At 60.4% G+C, this 15,657-nt stretch carries 10 protein-coding genes; 3 read left to right on the top strand and 7 right to left on the bottom strand.

The window, feature by feature from the left end:
* Window positions 1–2: 2 nt before the first annotated feature.
* The 4 genes from ACOYW0_RS09015 to ACOYW0_RS09000 all read right to left on the bottom strand — a co-directional run bounded on the left by ACOYW0_RS09015 (window position 3) and on the right by ACOYW0_RS09000 (window position 8,715).
* Window positions 3–905, bottom strand: a complete 903-nt coding sequence (locus ACOYW0_RS09015; RefSeq protein WP_482418190.1) for a diguanylate cyclase — start codon at window positions 903–905, stop codon at window positions 3–5.
* Window positions 880–4,539 carry a PAS domain-containing hybrid sensor histidine kinase/response regulator gene (locus ACOYW0_RS09010; protein ID WP_482418189.1) on the bottom strand — a complete coding sequence of 1,220 codons (3,660 nt, stop codon included), beginning with the start codon at window positions 4,537–4,539 and terminating at the stop codon, window positions 880–882. Before ACOYW0_RS09010 ends, ACOYW0_RS09015 begins: the two co-directional genes overlap by 26 nt.
* Window positions 4,540–5,016: 477 nt before the next feature.
* Complete coding sequence (gene hypD, locus ACOYW0_RS09005; protein ID WP_482418188.1) at window positions 5,017–7,377, bottom strand: trans-4-hydroxy-L-proline dehydratase; 2,361 nt, start codon at window positions 7,375–7,377, stop codon at window positions 5,017–5,019.
* Window positions 7,378–7,818: 441 nt separating this feature from the next.
* Window positions 7,819–8,715: a glycyl-radical enzyme activating protein gene (locus ACOYW0_RS09000; protein WP_482418187.1), complete on the bottom strand. Its 897-nt coding sequence runs from the start codon at window positions 8,713–8,715 to the stop codon at window positions 7,819–7,821.
* 98 nt (window positions 8,716–8,813) lie between these two features.
* On the opposite strand from ACOYW0_RS09000, the gene ACOYW0_RS08995 reads away from it, so the two are divergent.
* Window positions 8,814–9,716: an alpha/beta fold hydrolase gene (locus tag ACOYW0_RS08995; protein WP_482418186.1), complete on the top strand. Its 903-nt coding sequence runs from the start codon at window positions 8,814–8,816 to the stop codon at window positions 9,714–9,716.
* Here the strand turns inward: ACOYW0_RS08995 and amrA are convergent.
* The 3 genes from amrA to ACOYW0_RS08980 all read right to left on the bottom strand — a co-directional run bounded on the left by amrA (window position 9,685) and on the right by ACOYW0_RS08980 (window position 12,810).
* A complete protein-coding gene (gene amrA, locus ACOYW0_RS08990) occupies window positions 9,685–10,269 on the bottom strand; it encodes an AmmeMemoRadiSam system protein A (protein ID WP_482418185.1) in 585 nt (194 codons plus the stop codon). The two genes, ACOYW0_RS08995 and amrA, sit on opposite strands and share 32 nt — an antisense overlap.
* Before the next feature lie 58 nt (window positions 10,270–10,327).
* Window positions 10,328–10,528, bottom strand: a complete 201-nt coding sequence (locus ACOYW0_RS08985) for a DUF6485 family protein (RefSeq protein WP_180142473.1) — start codon at window positions 10,526–10,528, stop codon at window positions 10,328–10,330.
* Window positions 10,529–10,815: 287 nt separating this feature from the next.
* A complete protein-coding gene (locus ACOYW0_RS08980) occupies window positions 10,816–12,810 on the bottom strand; it encodes a peptidase U32 family protein (protein WP_482418184.1) in 1,995 nt (664 codons plus the stop codon).
* 819 nt (window positions 12,811–13,629) lie between these two features.
* On the opposite strand from ACOYW0_RS08980, the gene ACOYW0_RS08975 reads away from it, so the two are divergent.
* Together ACOYW0_RS08975 and ACOYW0_RS08970 are read left to right on the top strand one after the other, a co-directional pair.
* Window positions 13,630–14,829: a multidrug effflux MFS transporter gene (locus ACOYW0_RS08975; protein WP_482418183.1), complete on the top strand. Its 1,200-nt coding sequence runs from the start codon at window positions 13,630–13,632 to the stop codon at window positions 14,827–14,829.
* A gap of 266 nt (window positions 14,830–15,095) precedes the next feature.
* On the top strand, window positions 15,096–15,269 hold the full coding sequence (locus ACOYW0_RS08970; protein WP_482418182.1) for a hypothetical protein: 174 nt from the start codon (window positions 15,096–15,098) through the stop codon (window positions 15,267–15,269).
* The last annotated feature ends 388 nt before the right edge of the window (window positions 15,270–15,657 follow it).

The following is a 15,657-nucleotide window of genomic DNA, read 5'->3' as shown; positions in this document are numbered from 1 at the left end:
TCTCAGGTCGTGGACTCTCCGCTCACCACCCGGTTTCGTCCCTCTTCTTTTGCCCGGTACAGGGCCTCATCGGCTCGTTTGATGAGGTCGTCTGTTTTTTCCCGCAAGGCCAGCCTGCAGGTGGCGGTGCCAAAGCTTGAGGTGATGGCGATGAGCTCCCCGGTCTCGGGGTGGATGATCTCTTTTTCCTCCACCGCTTTTCGCAGCCGTTCCGCAACAGATCGGGCCTGGTCATCCATGGTGCCCGGCATGCACACCACAAATTCCTCACCCCCGTAACGCCCCAGAAAGTCATACGGCCGGAGGATTTCCTTCAGGGTCTGGCAGAAGCACTGGAGTACCAGGTCCCCTACCTGGTGCCCGTAGGTGTCGTTGACCCGTTTGAAGTAGTCGATGTCGGAGATGAGAAAAGAGAGGGCGGTCTGCTCGCGATGGGCCCGTTCGATCTCCTGCTCAAGGCGCTCCATAAAGGCCCGCCGGTTCATCATGCCGGTTAAGGCATCGGTGTTGGCCAGCTGGAGGATGCGGTGTTCCAGGTTGATGATGCGCTCTCCGATGCGGATGCGGTACTTGAGCTCTTCTTGGTTGAAGGGTTTGGTGAGGAAATCATCGGCGCCTGCTTCCAGGCCGTGGATGATGTCTTTTTTCTCACCCTTGGTGGTGAGCAGGATGATGTAGATGTACCGTGCAATGTCCAGATCACGAATGGCCCTGCAGAGTGCGGGCCCGTCCATGAGGGGCATCATCCAGTCCGAGATGAGCAGGCTCGGGGGGCTGGGGCGGGTGATCATCTCAAAGGCTTCCCGGCCGTTGACAGCCACGTCGATGTCGTAGCCCCACTTCATCAGGTTGGTTTGAAGGACGCGTCTGGAGATCAGGTCATCTTCGGCGATCATGATTTTCATGGGCCATTCCCTTGAGGGTGAGGGTGAGTTCATGGGCCAGGTCATGGAGTGTGGTTTCCAGGGCTGCGGCCTCTTCTTCTGCCAGATCAAAGTGTCCGTTGGTTCCGTGGGTTTCCAGGCGCTGGGCTGTGTCGTGGGCCTCGGTGGCGGCAAAATTGACCACAGCCCCCTTGATGCTGTGGGCCAACCGGGCGATGGCCGGCCCGTCTTTGGTCAACATGACCTGACGGAGGGTGGCCAGGTTGCCGGGAAGCTCCTTTAAAAAAATATCGGTGATTTCCCGGAACAGTTCGGGGTCGTCCAGGACATTTTCCATGGCCGAGACCATGTCAAAGGTTGTGGGTACAAAGGGTTTTCCAAGGCTTTCGGCTCCGCCGAGGACCCATTCCACGGTCTCAAAAAGCGTGGCGGGGTTGATGGGCTTGGCAACATAGGCATTCATGCCCGCCTCCAGGCATTTTTCCTGATCGCCCTTCATGGCATGGGCCGTCATGGCGATGATGGGAATCGCGGCGCCCTTTTCCGACAAGCTGCGGATGATTCGGGTGGCCTCAAAACCATCCATTTCCGGCATTTGGACATCCATGAGGATGAGGTCGAAGTTTTCGCGTTTGTAAGCTGCTACGGCCTCCTTCCCGTTGACCGCCAGGGTGACCTGATGCCCCTTGGATTTGAGGAGATTGACGGCGAGGACCTGGTTCACCCGGTTGTCTTCGGCCAGCAGGATCTTGAGCCGTTCCTGCAGGTCGCACACGGTGTGGCGGGTGACGACCGTGGTGTTTTCTCCCTCCTGAAGGCCCATGGTGATGAGGATGGTGTTGAGGAGCTCCGATTGCCTGACGGGTTTGGACAGGTAGCCTGAGATTCCCGTCTCTCTGCAGCGCCGGGCGTCCTCTTTTTCTCCCATGGACGAGATCATGATCATCTTCATCCCCTCCCCGAAGGGGGCCTCTTTGATCTTTTGGGCAAGCTCGAATCCGTTGATTTCCGGCATCTGCATGTCCAGAAGGGCCAGCCGAAAGGGTTTCCCGTTTTCAAGGGCCTTGGCGGCAAGGCCCAGGGCCTCCCGGCCGTCGGCTGCGCTTGAAGGAGAGAGTCCCCAGGTGGTGAGCATCTCCTGGAGAAGAAAGCGGTTGGTGGCGTTGTCGTCCACAATGAGGGTGGGCAGTCCGGCCAGGTCCTGCCTGTTGAGGCGCAGGGAGGGGGGCTCTTCCGAACGGTTCAATTCAAAGACGGCCGTGAAATGGAAGATGCTTCCCGGGCCCCCTTCGGGGGAGCCCCGGTAGAGGTCAGGCACGGGCTCGTCCCCTGCAAAGGGGTTGGGGCTTTCGGCCCGGATGGCCCCTCCCATGAGTTTGACCAGTTGCCGGGAGATGGAGAGCCCCAGGCCCGTGCCCCCGTATTTTCGGGTGGCGGAGCCGTCGGCCTGCTTAAAGCTGTGGAAGATGGTGTCCAGGGTGTCGACGGGAATGCCGATGCCGGTGTCGGAAACGGCAAAGCGCAGGGTGACGGTGGTGTCGGTCTGGCTCTCTTTTTCCACGCGGATCACCACCTCCCCTTTTTCCGTGAACTTGATGGCGTTGCCTGCCAGGTTGACGATGATCTGGCGAAGCCTGCCCGGGTCTCCCATGAGGGCGGTGGGCACATCCGGGCGGATGTGGCAGACAAGCTCCAGGCCCTTTTCGTGGGCCTTCAGGGCCAGGGTATTCACGGCGTTTTCCAGGGTGATCCGCAGGTTGAACTCAATGGTTTCAAGCTCCATCTTTCCGGCTTCGATCTTGGAGACATCCAGAATGTCGTTGAGCAGGCCGAGGAGGGCGTTGGCTGACATCTGTGCCATCTCCAGGTACTCGCGCTGCTCCCCGGTGAGGGGGGTGCCCAGGACCAGGTCCGTCATGCCGATGATGCCGTTCATGGGGGTGCGGATCTCGTGGCTCATGTTGGCTAAAAATTCGCTTTTGGCGGCGCTGGCCATTTCGGCCCGCTGGGTGAGGGTGTGGGCGTGTTCAATTGCCTTTTCAAGCTCCCTGTTGATTTGCTTGAGCTCTTTTTTTGCCTGTTTTTCCCGGGTGATGTCCTGAAAGTTGGCCACGATGCCGCTGGCTTCTCCGGAGGCACTGCGAAGCAGGGCCGCACCCAGCCGGACATCAATGGTGCGGCCTGTCTTGGTGGTGCGTCTTGTCTCCAGACCTTTGATATGAGCTCCCCCCAGCACCTTTCGGATGGCGTGGCGGATTTCCGGGAGCAGGGGATCGGGGATGAACGTGCAGGCAGGGTCCCCGAGCTCTTCGGCAGTCCACCCGAACACCTGGGTAAAGGCGGGGTTGACGTAGGTGGCCCGACCCAGGGTGTTGAAGACAGCCACGGGATCCACGATGGTCTCCATGACCGTCCGGATCCTCTCCTCGCTTTCCCGGATCTTTTTCTCGGCTTTTTTGATGGCGCTGATGTCCATGAATGCTTCAAGGATGACATCGCTGCCGTCGAGTTCCACCTGCAGGGCTGTTTTAAAGACCGGAATCCGTCGTCCATCCTTGTGGATGATCACTTTTTCGGACTGATCGACCTGGTTTCCGAGGTTTTTGAGGTGGCAGTGGCCCTCATCCGCGGGACAGATGGTGCGGTGACAGGTGCGGCCGACGATGTCGGCCTCGGAGTCGTGACCTGTCATTTTAAGGGCCGCGTTGTTGATGCGGCGCACGATATGGTCCTTGCTTACGATCATCACGCCGATGGGCAGGGTGTTGATGATGGTCTCGGTGCTCTCCAGGGATTTTTTGAGCTGTTCTTCCACCATCAGGTTGCGGGTGATGTCCTTGTCCACCCCCCGGTAGCCAAGCCATTCACCGTTGTCCCCCATGATGGGGACCCCGTTGGTGAGCATGCAGACCCGGGTGCCGTCCTTTTTCATGCACCAGTTTTTCAGGTCCACGATGGGGTGCTTCAGGGCGAAGATTTTCGACATCTTTTTCGCCACGCTGTCGGCCTCGTCCCGGGGCATGAAGTCCATGGGGGTCTTGCCGAGCATCTCCTCCGGGGTGTAGCCCAGGACCTTGCCGATGTTGCCAGCCGTAAAGGTGTAGACCCCCCGGGTGTCCACCTCCCAGATCCAGTCCGCCATGCTCAGGGAGATGTCCCGAAAGCGGGCTTCGTTGAGGGCCAGGACCCGTTCGGTCTCCTTCTGGTCCGTGACGTCCCTTCCGATGCCCCGAAACCCCACGATTTCCCCTGAGGGGTCCCTTACCAGGGAGACCGAGGTCTCCACCCGCCGTTTGGAGCCGTCCTTGCGGATCATCTCCCAGGAAGCTCCCATGACCGACTCGTTGGATTTGTAGACCCCGGTGAAGATCTCGAAGACGATTTTCGCGTTTTCCTTGTCGAGAAAATCCTGGTTGTTTCGGCCCTGGAGCTCCTCTCTGCTGTACCCCAGGAGCTTGCAGAAAGCCTGGTTGAAGAAGATAAAGTTTCCCTTGAGGTCCACTTCGAGGTAGCTGTCCGCGATATTTTCGAAGATGGTCCGGTATTTTTTTTCGTTTTCCTTCAGCTCTTCGGTGATCTGGATGTAGGTGTCCCGTTGCTGCGCAAGGAGCCTGATCTGGTGTTCCAGCTCCAATGGGTTGGGTTTCAGGGACATGGGGCCACCTATGGCTTGGGTGAGGTTTGGTGTGGCGCCGGACAAGGGCGGTGACCTGACATCCGTGATGGGCACGGTGCCATGGAAGACGGGGGCGCCTGGTTCTCGGGGGTAAAACCCTGTGGGCGAAGAGACGGGGAAGGGGGCAAGGGGTAGTGGGTGGGACGAGGATTCCCAATACCTGCCTGTATTTGTAATATTTTAGCTGGATCAGGGGGGCGGGTCAAGGGGGGACGCCCGGGGTCGCAGGGCCAACGCATTTAAAAATCGAGTTGCCTCCGGCGGGTCGCTTTTTGAAAAAAGCTCCGCAAAAACTTTCCGGTAATCAAGGCGCTTATCTGACCCAGTCCGTAAAACTCTCAGTAGAAGGCCTTTGCGCTTTGGCCAGAGGAATGAGGGACGAAGCGCAAAGGCCATCAGCTTTCGAGGTGGCTCACCTCGCCGCCGGAGGCCCGATTTTTTCACCCACTTTGACACTTATCCCCAGGCGTCGTGAGGGGTGCGGGCGATGATCTCCCGCTGGTGGTCGTCGTCGAGGTCCACGAAGTAGTCGCTGTAGCCTGCCACCCGCACCAGGAGGTCGCGGTGATCTTCCGGGTGCTTTCGCGCCTCCTCAAGGGTGTGCGTGTCCACGATGTTGAACTGCACGTGGTGCCCCCCCAGCCCGAAGTAGGTGCGGACCAGTCGGGCGAGGTTTTCGAGGTCGGTGTCGCTCTCCAGGAGCCGTGGCATGAAGCGCATGTTGAGCAGGGTCCCCCCGGACTTGACCTGGTCCATTTTGGCAAGGGACTTCATGACGGCCGTGGGGCCGTTTTTGTCCGCGCCGTGGGAGGGGGAGGTGCCGTCCGAGGCGGGCTGGTGTGCCTGCCGTCCGTTGGGGGTGGCCCCGAGCATCTTGCCGAAGTAGACGTGGCAGGTGGTGGAGAGCATGTTGAGGTGGTAGCGCCCCCCTTTGGTGTTGGGCCGCCCGTCGATGGCGTTGAAGAGGGAGGCGTAGACCCGCTTCATGAGGTCGTCTGCCCGGTCGTCGTCGTTTCCGAAGAAGGGGGTTTTGTTTTTGAGGGTGAGGCGCAGGGCCTCGCTTTTCTGGAAGTCGGCGTTGAGGGCCTCCACCAGGTCGGACAGGCTGCGGGTGCCCCCATACACGTGGACCTTCAGGGCCGAGAGGCTGTCGGTGACTGTGCCGATGCCGCAGCACTGGATGTAGGTGGTGTTGTAGCGGGGGCCGCCGTTGTAATAGTCTGTGCCGTTTTTTACGCAGTCGCGGATCACCGAGGAGAGAAAAGGGGCCGGTGCGTACCGGGACACCATGCGCTCGATGGTGTTGTTGACGGCCACCTTGATGTCCACCACGGCCTTGAGTTGGGTCTCAAAGGCGCGGTAGAGGGCATCGAAGGAGGTCAGTGAGGCGGCCTTGCCGGTGGCCGGGCCCACCTGAATCCCGGTGAGAGGGTCCACCCCGTTGTTCAGGGTCACCTCAAGGATCTTCGGGACGTTCAGGTACCCGGTGAGGATGTAGGCCTCCTTGCCGAAGGCACCGGTCTCGATGCAGCCGCTGGTGCCGCCTTCCCGGGCGTCTTCAACGGATTTTCCGGCCCGCACCTGTTCCATGACCACGGCATCGGCGTTGAACAGGGAGGGGTAGCCGAGTCCCTTTTTGATGACCCGTGCAGCAGCCTTGAGCAGGCGATGGGGGGTGCGATGGCTCACCTGGACGTTGCACTGGGGCTGGAGCAGGGCAAGCTCGGCGGCCACCTCCAGAAGCAGGTGCGAGACCTCGCTGGAGCCGTCTTGCCCCTCTTTTGTCAGGCCGCCGATGTTGATGTTGGTAAAATCGTTGTAGGTACCGCTCTCCAGGGCCGTCACCCCCACCTTGGGCGGGGCGGGCTGGTTGTTGAACTTGATCCAGAAGCAGCAGAGGAGCTCTTTGGCTTCCTCCCGGGTGAGGGAGCCCTGGCGCAGTTCTTTCTCGTAAAAGGGCGCCAGGTGCTGGTCCAGGTGGCCGGGGCTCATGGCGTCCCAGCCGTTGAGTTCGGTGATGGTGCCCAGGTGGACGAACCAGTACATCTGAAGGGCTTCGTGGAAGGTCTCCGGGGCATGGGCCGGGATCTTGCGGCAGATGCGGGCGATCTCCCGGAGCTCTGCCCGGCGATCTGCCTCTTCGGTGTCTGCGGCAAGGGTCTCTACCAGCTCGGCGTGGCGCTCGGCAAAGCGGATGGAGGCCGTGCAGGCAATGGCCATGGCCCTGAGCTCCTCGGCCTTGTCTGCAGCCTCCGGGTCGGTGAGGTAGTTTAAGGCCTTCATGGCTTCTTGGATGTCGGCGCAGATCGCAAGGAGCCCTTTTTCGTAAATGAGGCCGTCCAGGGCAGTGTGGCCCGGGGCTCGCTGCTCCATGAACTCGGTGAAGATGCCTGCCTCGTAAGCCCTGGTCCACGCCTCGGGCACGTGGGCAAAGAGGCGGTCCCGCAGGCTGCGGCCGGTCCAGTAGGGGATCACCTCCCGTTCATAGGCGACGATGTCCTCGGGGGCCACCCGGTATCGCGCCATGGGCCGGTCATTTAAGATGCGCAGGTCCTCGGTCGTGTGGCAGGTGAGCTCCGGGAATGTGGAGACAGCCTTGGGTGCCGGCCCCCGCTCCCCCACGATGAGCTCCCCGTCGCCCAGGTACAGGGTCTGATGCTCGCAGAGATGGGCAAAGTTTTTCGCCCGCATCACCGGGGTGCTGTGCCTGCCCGCCTCCTGCTTGTAGAACTCCGTGACAAGAAGGGCCCGCTCAATGGAGATGGACGGGGTGGCGGCAACACTTTCAGCTTTGAGTCTCCGGACGCGCGGTGTCATACAATGGTCTCCATGATGGGGGGATTTCCTTCCCGCAATCGTTTGGTTGGTACAATGAAACCAAAAAGCCTCCGGCGGGTCGCTTTTTGAAAAAAGCTCCGCAAAAACTTTTCGGTAATGAAGAAATAAGAGGGGCTATGCCCTGTAGGGACGCATCCTCAAAAAACAAAATCTGTTTGTCTAACGTTTCAAAAGTTTGGCCCCCGGCAGGGTCGCCGGAGGCAAAAATCTAAATGCGTTAACCCTGTCAATTTAATGGGCCTCTCCTGCGAAAACGGTTGCCACATATCACACATCACGCGAATGCCCCGAGACCGATGGCATTATGGCTGCCTTCATGCATTCGCCATAGGGTTTCCAGGTGCCCCCACCTGGCCGCCGGAGGCCTGGCTTTTCCACTCCCGTTAACCATAGAAGGTATATTGGCATGTGCCACCTCCCTTACCCCCCGACATTCACCGTGAGCCCCATGCTTTCGAGGCGTGCGGTGGCTTCCACAGGTGGCCGGGCAGGAGCGATGTCTCTCCCTTCCAGGGGATAGGGGAGGGTGAGAAGGGTGTATTTGCTTGTCTGGTAGCTGTGGTAGGGCAGCAGGTGGACGGGGGGCGGATTGTCCAAACCGCTTAAAAACCGGCCCGCCTCGTTCAGGTTCTCCTCGCCGTCGGTGATACCCGGCACCAGGGGAATCCTCACGGCAAGGGGTGTTCCGGTGCCTGCCAGGTACCTGAGGTTGGAGAGGATGCGCTGGTTGGGCACCCCGGTGAGGCGGCGGTGTGTTTCGGGATCCATGTGCTTGAGGTCGCAGAGTACCAGGTCGGCCCTGGCCGCCACATCGGCCACCACGGCCCGCGGGGCGTGGCCCGAGGTGTCCACGGCTGTGTGAAGGCTCTCTTTGGCGCAGGCGGACAGGAGGGCCAGGAGAAAGTCGGGCTGGGCCAGGGGCTCGCCCCCGGAAAAGGTGACCCCGCCCCCGGACTCTTCGTAGAAGGGGCGGTCTTTGAGGAGGCGCTCCATGACCTCGGCCACGGTTGCCGTGCGGCCCACAAGCTCCCTGGCTTCGGCCGGGCAGGCCGTCACGCAGGCTCCGCAGACCCGGCAGGCGGGGGCCAGGGAGGTCTCCGGGGTGGGCGTCTGGTCCGGGCAGGCTGTGCGGCACTCCCCGCAACCGATGCAGCGGTCGGGCCGGACCAGAAGATGGATGGAGGGCAGCAGGCCTTCCGGGTTGTGGCACCAGGCGCATCGCAAGGGGCAGCCCTTGAAAAAGACGGTGGTGCGAATACCCGGTCCGTCGTGGACGGCAAAGGGTTTGATATCGAAGAGGGTTCCGGTGATTCCCATGGCCTGGTATTCCTTTTCTGAAAAGAAAAGGGTATGTTAATACAACGATTTGAAAATGGGAACCGTCAATGTCTCTTCACCGACAATCAGGAGGGCCTATGCCTGGGGTACGCCGTTTTGAGGTGGATGATGTGCTTTATCCGTTCGAGTCCCACTGGTATGAGTGGAACGGGGCGTGCATGCACTATGTGGACGAGGGAGAGGGGGTGCCTGTGGTGATGCTTCACGGTAACCCTACCTGGTCCTTTCTCTACCGAAAGGTGATCCGCAAGCTGCGGGGGCGGTGTCGGTGCATTGCCCCGGATTATCCGGGCTTCGGGTTCTCGGACCATCCCAAAGGGTACGGCTACACCCCCAGGGAGCACGCCGGGTGGGTCAAGGCGCTTCTTGGACACCTCAAGCTGGATCGTTATGTGCTGGTGATGCAGGACTGGGGCGGGCCCATCGGCCTCTCCATCGGGGTGGAGGCCCCGGAGAAGGTGGCGGGGATGCTCTTGCTGAATACCTGGTGCTGGCCGGCCCCTATGAACGCCAGGGCGTTTTCCTGGGTGATGGGGGGGCCCTTCAGGGAGTGGATGCACCAGAAGCACAATGTGTTTGCCCGCAAGGTGGTTCCCTGGGGCATTGCCGGGCCGTCCAAGCACGACCCCGACGTGATCGCAGCCTACCTCTCTCCTTTTTCCACCTACGAGTACCGAAGGGGCACCGCCGAGTTTCCCCACCAGATTCGAAAGTCCGGTGACTGGCTGGCTTCCATTGAGAAGCGGTTGAAGCTCCTGAGGGGGGTGCCCAAGGAGATGGTCTGGGCCATGAAGGACCCCGCCTTCGGCAGCAACAAGTATATTTACCGATGGCGGACCTATTTCCCGGATATCTTCACCGTGCGGGTGGACAACGCCTCCCACTATCTACAGGAGGACTGCCCCGAGACCATTGTCGACTCCCTGGAGCGGGTGCTTGAGGACGCCGCTACTCGTGAAAGTGCTGAACCTGGTACGTAAAGACGTCAAGGCCGGGCTCCCGCCAGGCTGTCCTGGAGAGGCCGGCCTTGAGGCAAAGCTGGGAAAGAAAAGCCTCGGGGCTGGGAATCTGGTCCCATACCTGGGGAAGAAAGGTGGCCGATGCGCCGCCTTTTTTTATGAGGACCCCGTCAAGGCCGGTGCGAAGGCACGTGAGCAGGGTTTCCGGGGTCGTGAACTCCAGGGGCTCCGGCTCGGTGAGGAGGCTCAGCTCAATGTGGAGCTCATCGAATTCCCCGGCCTCCACCGGGTTGAAGCGCTGATCGCGAAAGGCCGCGGCATAGGTGTTTTCCCGGACCGACTCCCGGAGGGTGGTGACGGGCAAAAGGGTGCCGATGCATCCCCGGAGAAGCCCCTGGCGGGTGAGGGTCACGAAGGTGGCCTGCCTGCGCTCAAGGGACGGGTGGTCGATGCTTGGTTCTTCGTCCGCTGTGTCCCAGGGAATCCGAAGGGCTTCGGCCAGGGTCTTGCGGGCCAGCTTGAGCAGGGCCGTGCCCTGGTGTCGGTCGATGGTGACGGTGGGGTCGGGGGTCATGGGGCCTCCTCATATGCAGGGGGAACAGGCAATGGGTTACGGGGTGCGCCTCGATGCTTCAGGCGGTGCCTTCAGCAACGAGTCGTGCAAAGTGCGCATAGCTTCGGTCAAAGGTCTTTTCTGCCTCCGGGGGAAAGAAACAGGCGGGGAGCTGGTTTTTGCCCCGGTGGTAGGCGACGCACTGGCAGCAGGCGCCTTTTTTGTCGCAGTCGTAGGTACAGGGGCAGTTGGCGCGGTTTTTTTCCAGGGTGCAGTCCATGGGTGTCTCCAGTTCAGCATCATGGGTGATGACTAAAAATAAGGTAACGATTCAGCTTATGCCTCCGGCGGCCCTGCCGGGGGCCAAACTTTTGAAACGTTTGACAAACAGGTTTTAAACCATCATTTCAAGGCTCCGCCGAAACAATCCAGGCACATTCGCAAGCATCAGGAACGTTTTTTGCGGAGCTTTTTTTCAAAAAAGCGACCCGCCGGAGGCAAACGACAGCAGAACAGATACCGAGTTGGTTTATATGCCTCCGGCAGCTCTGCCGGAGGCATTTTTTCCTAAAGCAGCCGGATGTTCCAGTTCCACTCTCCGGGGCGTTTTTTGAGCTTTACGCCTTTGGGAATGGGCTCGTGCATGTGGACGAAGACGGAGTAGCCCCATTTCTTGAGCTCTGCGGACTTGTCCGTGATGTCCACCCGCCAGTTGGGGTAGAGCCAGTGGTTCTCCCCGTGTTTGGCCACCCAGGACTCTTCGCCTTTGGGGCTGGCAAAGGCGTCGTGGGGGTTGAGGTCCGGTGTCAGGGTCCGGGCGAGGGTCAGGGGGTAGTAACCGGCCACCACCACGCCCGAGGGCAGGGGAGAGGCCTTGGCCAGGTCCCTGAAATCTTCCCGTGAGAGCTCCGGTGAGGCCATGACCCCTGTGAACCCGCGCTGTTTCAGGGATTCTGCTGCCAGGGCGTTGGCGATGTTGCAAAAGGGGCCCGCCCAGAGGTGGAGCCCTTTTCGTTTGGCCTCGGGAAAGAGGGCCATCTGCCAGGGGGCACCCAGGACAAAGTGTTTGGCGCCGAAGTTGATGAGGCGCCGGACCAGGGCCGCGTACTCCTTCTCTTCATCGGGCCAGATGACGGGGGATAGCCACCACCAGCGGTTGCCCACGCCCCCTTTGCGGGTTTTGGGCACGGCTTTTTCCGAGACCCAGGTGGCCTTTTCCGTGTTTTTGGGGCCGTGCCTGTCCTCCCGGAAGAGGTAGAGGGTGGTGGCGCGGGGCGCTTTTTTCGGCCTGTGGCGCATCACCTTGGGGAGCCGCGCCGTGGTGGCGGTCACCGGCTTGGGGGAGAAGGCTTCGGCCTCTTTGGCCAGCTCGGCGATGGCGTCTTTGAGCCCTTTTTCCCGTCGGTCGATGAGAAAGACCGGGGTTCCCTTGGGGGGGATGCGCTCTTTCTGGGGCGCGATGTGGAATTTCCCTTTTTTGGGGACGCTGGCTTTGACGCGGCGGATGAGGTGGCCCCGTTCGTCTTCGTAGCCGATGCGCAGGAGGTCGCCGGGGAGCAGGGGCTCCCTGGGGCTGAACCAGGGGGCTTTAAAGGAACCCTGGAGCCTGCCGAGCATGAGGCCGGAGCCGGTCTGGGCCTTGACGTCCACGGGGTTGTAGGGGCGGTGGGGCAAAAAGTTGTAGTGGGTGCCGGAACGTCCCAGGGCCAGCTCCAGGAGGGCCTGGGCGTTTTTCTTGGTCTTGGGATCCTTGCCGTTGTCCCGCAGCATCTTGTAGGCCAGGGTGGTGTAGTAGACGTAGTGGGGGCCTTTTTTACGGCCCTCGATTTTCCAGGTGGTGACCTGGGGGATGTCCAGGAGCACCTTGACCAGGGTGTCCAGGGAGAGATCCTGGCAGGAGAAGAAGCGCTCGTTTTTGTGCCCCTGCTTGTAGACCCGCCTGCAGGGCTGGACGCACCGCCCCCTCAGGCCGCTTTTGCCGCCCATGTAGCTGCTCCAGTAGCAGCGCCCCGACACCCCGTAGCACAGGGCGCCGTGGATGAAGACCTCCAGGTCCACGCCTTTGGGCACGGCCTCGGCAGCGGCTTTGATCTCTTCCACGTTGAGCTCACGGGGCAGGACGATGCGGTTGGCGCCTGTGGCTTCGATGGCCTCTGAAAAACCCTGGGTAAAGGAGACGTTGGCCAGGGTGGAGAGGTGAAGTTCCCCTTTGAACCCGGCGGCTTCGGCCAGGGCCGGAATGGCCGGGTCCGCAAAGATGATGGCATCGGGGTTGACGATGCGGGCCATTTTTTCCAGCTGGCTCAGGGCGCGCTCCAGCTCGTGCTCCTTGAGCATGGTGTTCATGGTGACGTACACTTCGGCGTTTTTCTGGTGGGCCAGGCGGGTCAGGGCACCCAGCTCTTCCATGGCGAAGTTGTCGGCCTCCATGCGGGCGGAGAAGCTCTTCAGGCCGCAGTACACAGCATCGGCCCCGGCGGCCAGGGCAGCCAGAAAGGCGTCCTTGCTGCCGGCGGGGGCCAGGATTTTCGGGGGGGTATGGGCAATGCCGTTTTCCGGCATGGTGTGACTCCTTATGTTGTCTTATGGTTCGCGGCGGTTTTGTCCCCGCAATGAAAACGCCCCAGGCCGGTGAAAAAAGGGCCGATGAGGCGTAGCGGCGCTGCCGGCGGGTGCATGCATCCGGAATATGGGTGTTTCGGTATGACAGCAGGGGAGACCGGGGTGTGCCGTGAATTTTTTGTGGCCACCACCATGGGGGAACACAACAGTCACCAAGATATCAAATTTGAAGGTAAAGTAAACAGCTTCGATGCCCGGTGGCAGGGTCAACGCATTTAAAAAAACAGTTGCCTCCGGCGGGTCGCTTTTTGAAAAAAGCTCCGCAAAAATTTTCCGGTGAGCAGGGCGCTTATCTTCAGCCCCCTGCGGGGCTGAAGATAAGCGCCTTGATAAATTAAAAAAGAAGAGGGGCTATGCCCTGTGGGGACGCATCTTCAAAAAACAAAACCTGTTTGTCAAACGTTTCAAAAGTTTGGCCGTCGGAGGCAAAAATCTAAATGCGCTAACCCTGTGCCCGGTGGGTGTCCCGTTTTCGTGGGGTTTTCCCGGTTAAAGTCAGACGAATTCCAACGGCCTGCCATGGCATGTCCAGACGAGTGACACAGGCCTTTTCTGCAACACCGGTTGCCATGTGTCACACATCACGCGAGTGCCACGAAAGCGTGTGTAAAGCTATAGCCTCCGTGCCTTGGCCAAAGGGTTTCCAGGTGCCCCACCTTGAAGGCGGAGAGCCTGTTTGAGCAGAATCGTGACCTGGAAACATGGTGCAGGGCGCCATAGGTCCTTGACTGCACGGGAGATCACGACTAAGGAGGGGTGATGCAACAGACACATTCCCCCACACGGACCGTGATGACCCTGGCGGCCCTGTCCGCCATTGCCGCTTTTTCCATCGACACCTATATCCCTGCCATCCCCACCATGGCCCGGGCCCTGTCGGCCCCCATTCACAAGGTGGAGCTTTCCATCAGCACTTTTTTTATCGGGTATGCCCTGGGGCAGCTGTTCGGCGGGCCGTTGTCCGATCGCCTAGGGCGCAGGCGGGTGGCTCTCATGGGGCTTTCGTTTTTCCTGGCGGCCAGCTTTTTGCTGATCTTTTCAAAGAGCGTCTGGCAGCTCCTGGCCCTTCGTACCCTCCAGGCCGTGGGGGGCGGGTTTGCCACGGTGGTGGCAGGGGCAACGGTGCGGGATCTTTACGAGGGCAGGGAGGGGGCGCGCATGATGTCCCTGGTCCAGTCCGTCACCATGGGGGCGCCCCTGGTGGCCCCGGCCGTGGGCACGGCCCTTCTCGCCGGATTCTCCTGGCACGCCATTTTCCTTTTTCTCTGCGGCTACGCCCTGTTTCTCATGGCTGTATTGACCCGGCATTACCCCGGGGAGGGGCGCCCTGCCCCGCATACCGAGGCCATGAGCCCCAGGGCTGTGGCGCGTCAGTATGCCGGTGTCCTCCTTCACCCTGTCTCGCCTCTTTTTATGCTGGTGCACACCTTTGGTTGCGGGGGGCTGTATGCGTTTTTAACGGAGTCAGCCTTCATGTACATGGGGTATTTTCATGTGTCCAAGGAGCTGTTCCCTGTTCTTTTCAGCTCAGGGGTGGGGGTGGTGATCCTTTTGGCCCGTCTCAACGCGCGCCTGGTCCGGCGGGTTCATCCCATGGACCTTCTGACCTGCGGGATCCTTTTGCAGGTGGTGTGCGGAACGGCCCTGGCCATCCAGGCCACCTTTTTTGTCCCAGTTCTCTGGGTGACGGTGGGGCTGAATCTTTTTTTTATCGGCTCCCTGGGCCTTGTCATGGGGAACACCGTGTCCGGGAATCTGCAGTATTTTCCGGAAAAAAGCGGAACCGCCCATGCCCTCATGGGGGTGGTCAACTGCCTGGGGGGCGTGGTGGCCGGTATCACCGTGAGCCATTTCCACGACGGCAGCCTGCGCCCCCTGGCCTGGGTGATGTGCGTGAGCGCCCTGTGTGCCTTCGGGGCCCTCGGGGTGCTGCGACGGCGGGTGGGGCGCCTGGGGTGAGGGTGTGTCTTTTTTATACGGGTTGCGTGGCAGAGTGGGGCAATGTGTATCGGTGCGGTGTGGGTGGTGGTTTTTCTTTACACAGTGTCGCAATCTTATGAGACATGTCTGCATGATGTCCCGATGGGACGGTAAGAACGGGGCAGGGGAATGGCGCGCAATGCCCTAAAAACAGGGACTATTGCCTTTTTGTTTTTAATTGGCACGCATTATGCATATCTCTCGATGGTACAACGCATCATTAACCCCATATACGGAGGTGAGGCATGAACGCCATCGAATCACGAACGACCCGATATGAAGAATCCCTGGAAGAGGTGACCCTGGAAGCTGTGGTTGCCGCTGTAAGCGACTCCATCGAGCCCGGTGAAGAGGCCATCATTGCCCATGTGGTAAACCGCATCCTGCGCCAGGCAAGTGCCGAGGCCGTGGGCAGGTGACGCCGGCGGACGGGAGAATGTCCTCCCGGCCCAGCCGTTTATCCAACCATGACGTTTGATTTTTCAGGCAAAATTATATAAAACCCCTTTGATCCGTGATGTCGTGTCATGATCAAAGCGCCGGGCCTCGTTGATCCACTGGACATCGGGGCTTTTTGCGGGGCACAGGCCCATGCCCGGGCAGTGGCGCACCCCGTGATGCGGGACCGCGAGGCACCCATTCGCAGTTTGAGCGAGGCCGTTGCAACAGGCAGGATAGATTTTCCGTGGAGAGATCCCGGGTTCCCTGGCAGGAGCTTCATCCGGAGAGAGATACCGGGTGGGGCAGGGACCGTGACGCTCTTCGATGACGCAGCCGGATGGCATCCGATTGCCCTGCCGATATTAT

The organism is Desulfoluna sp. HI9BLuna (genome assembly GCF_056829775.1).
Note: the sequence above shows the minus strand (reverse complement) of the source record. Positions and strands in the feature narration are given on the sequence as shown.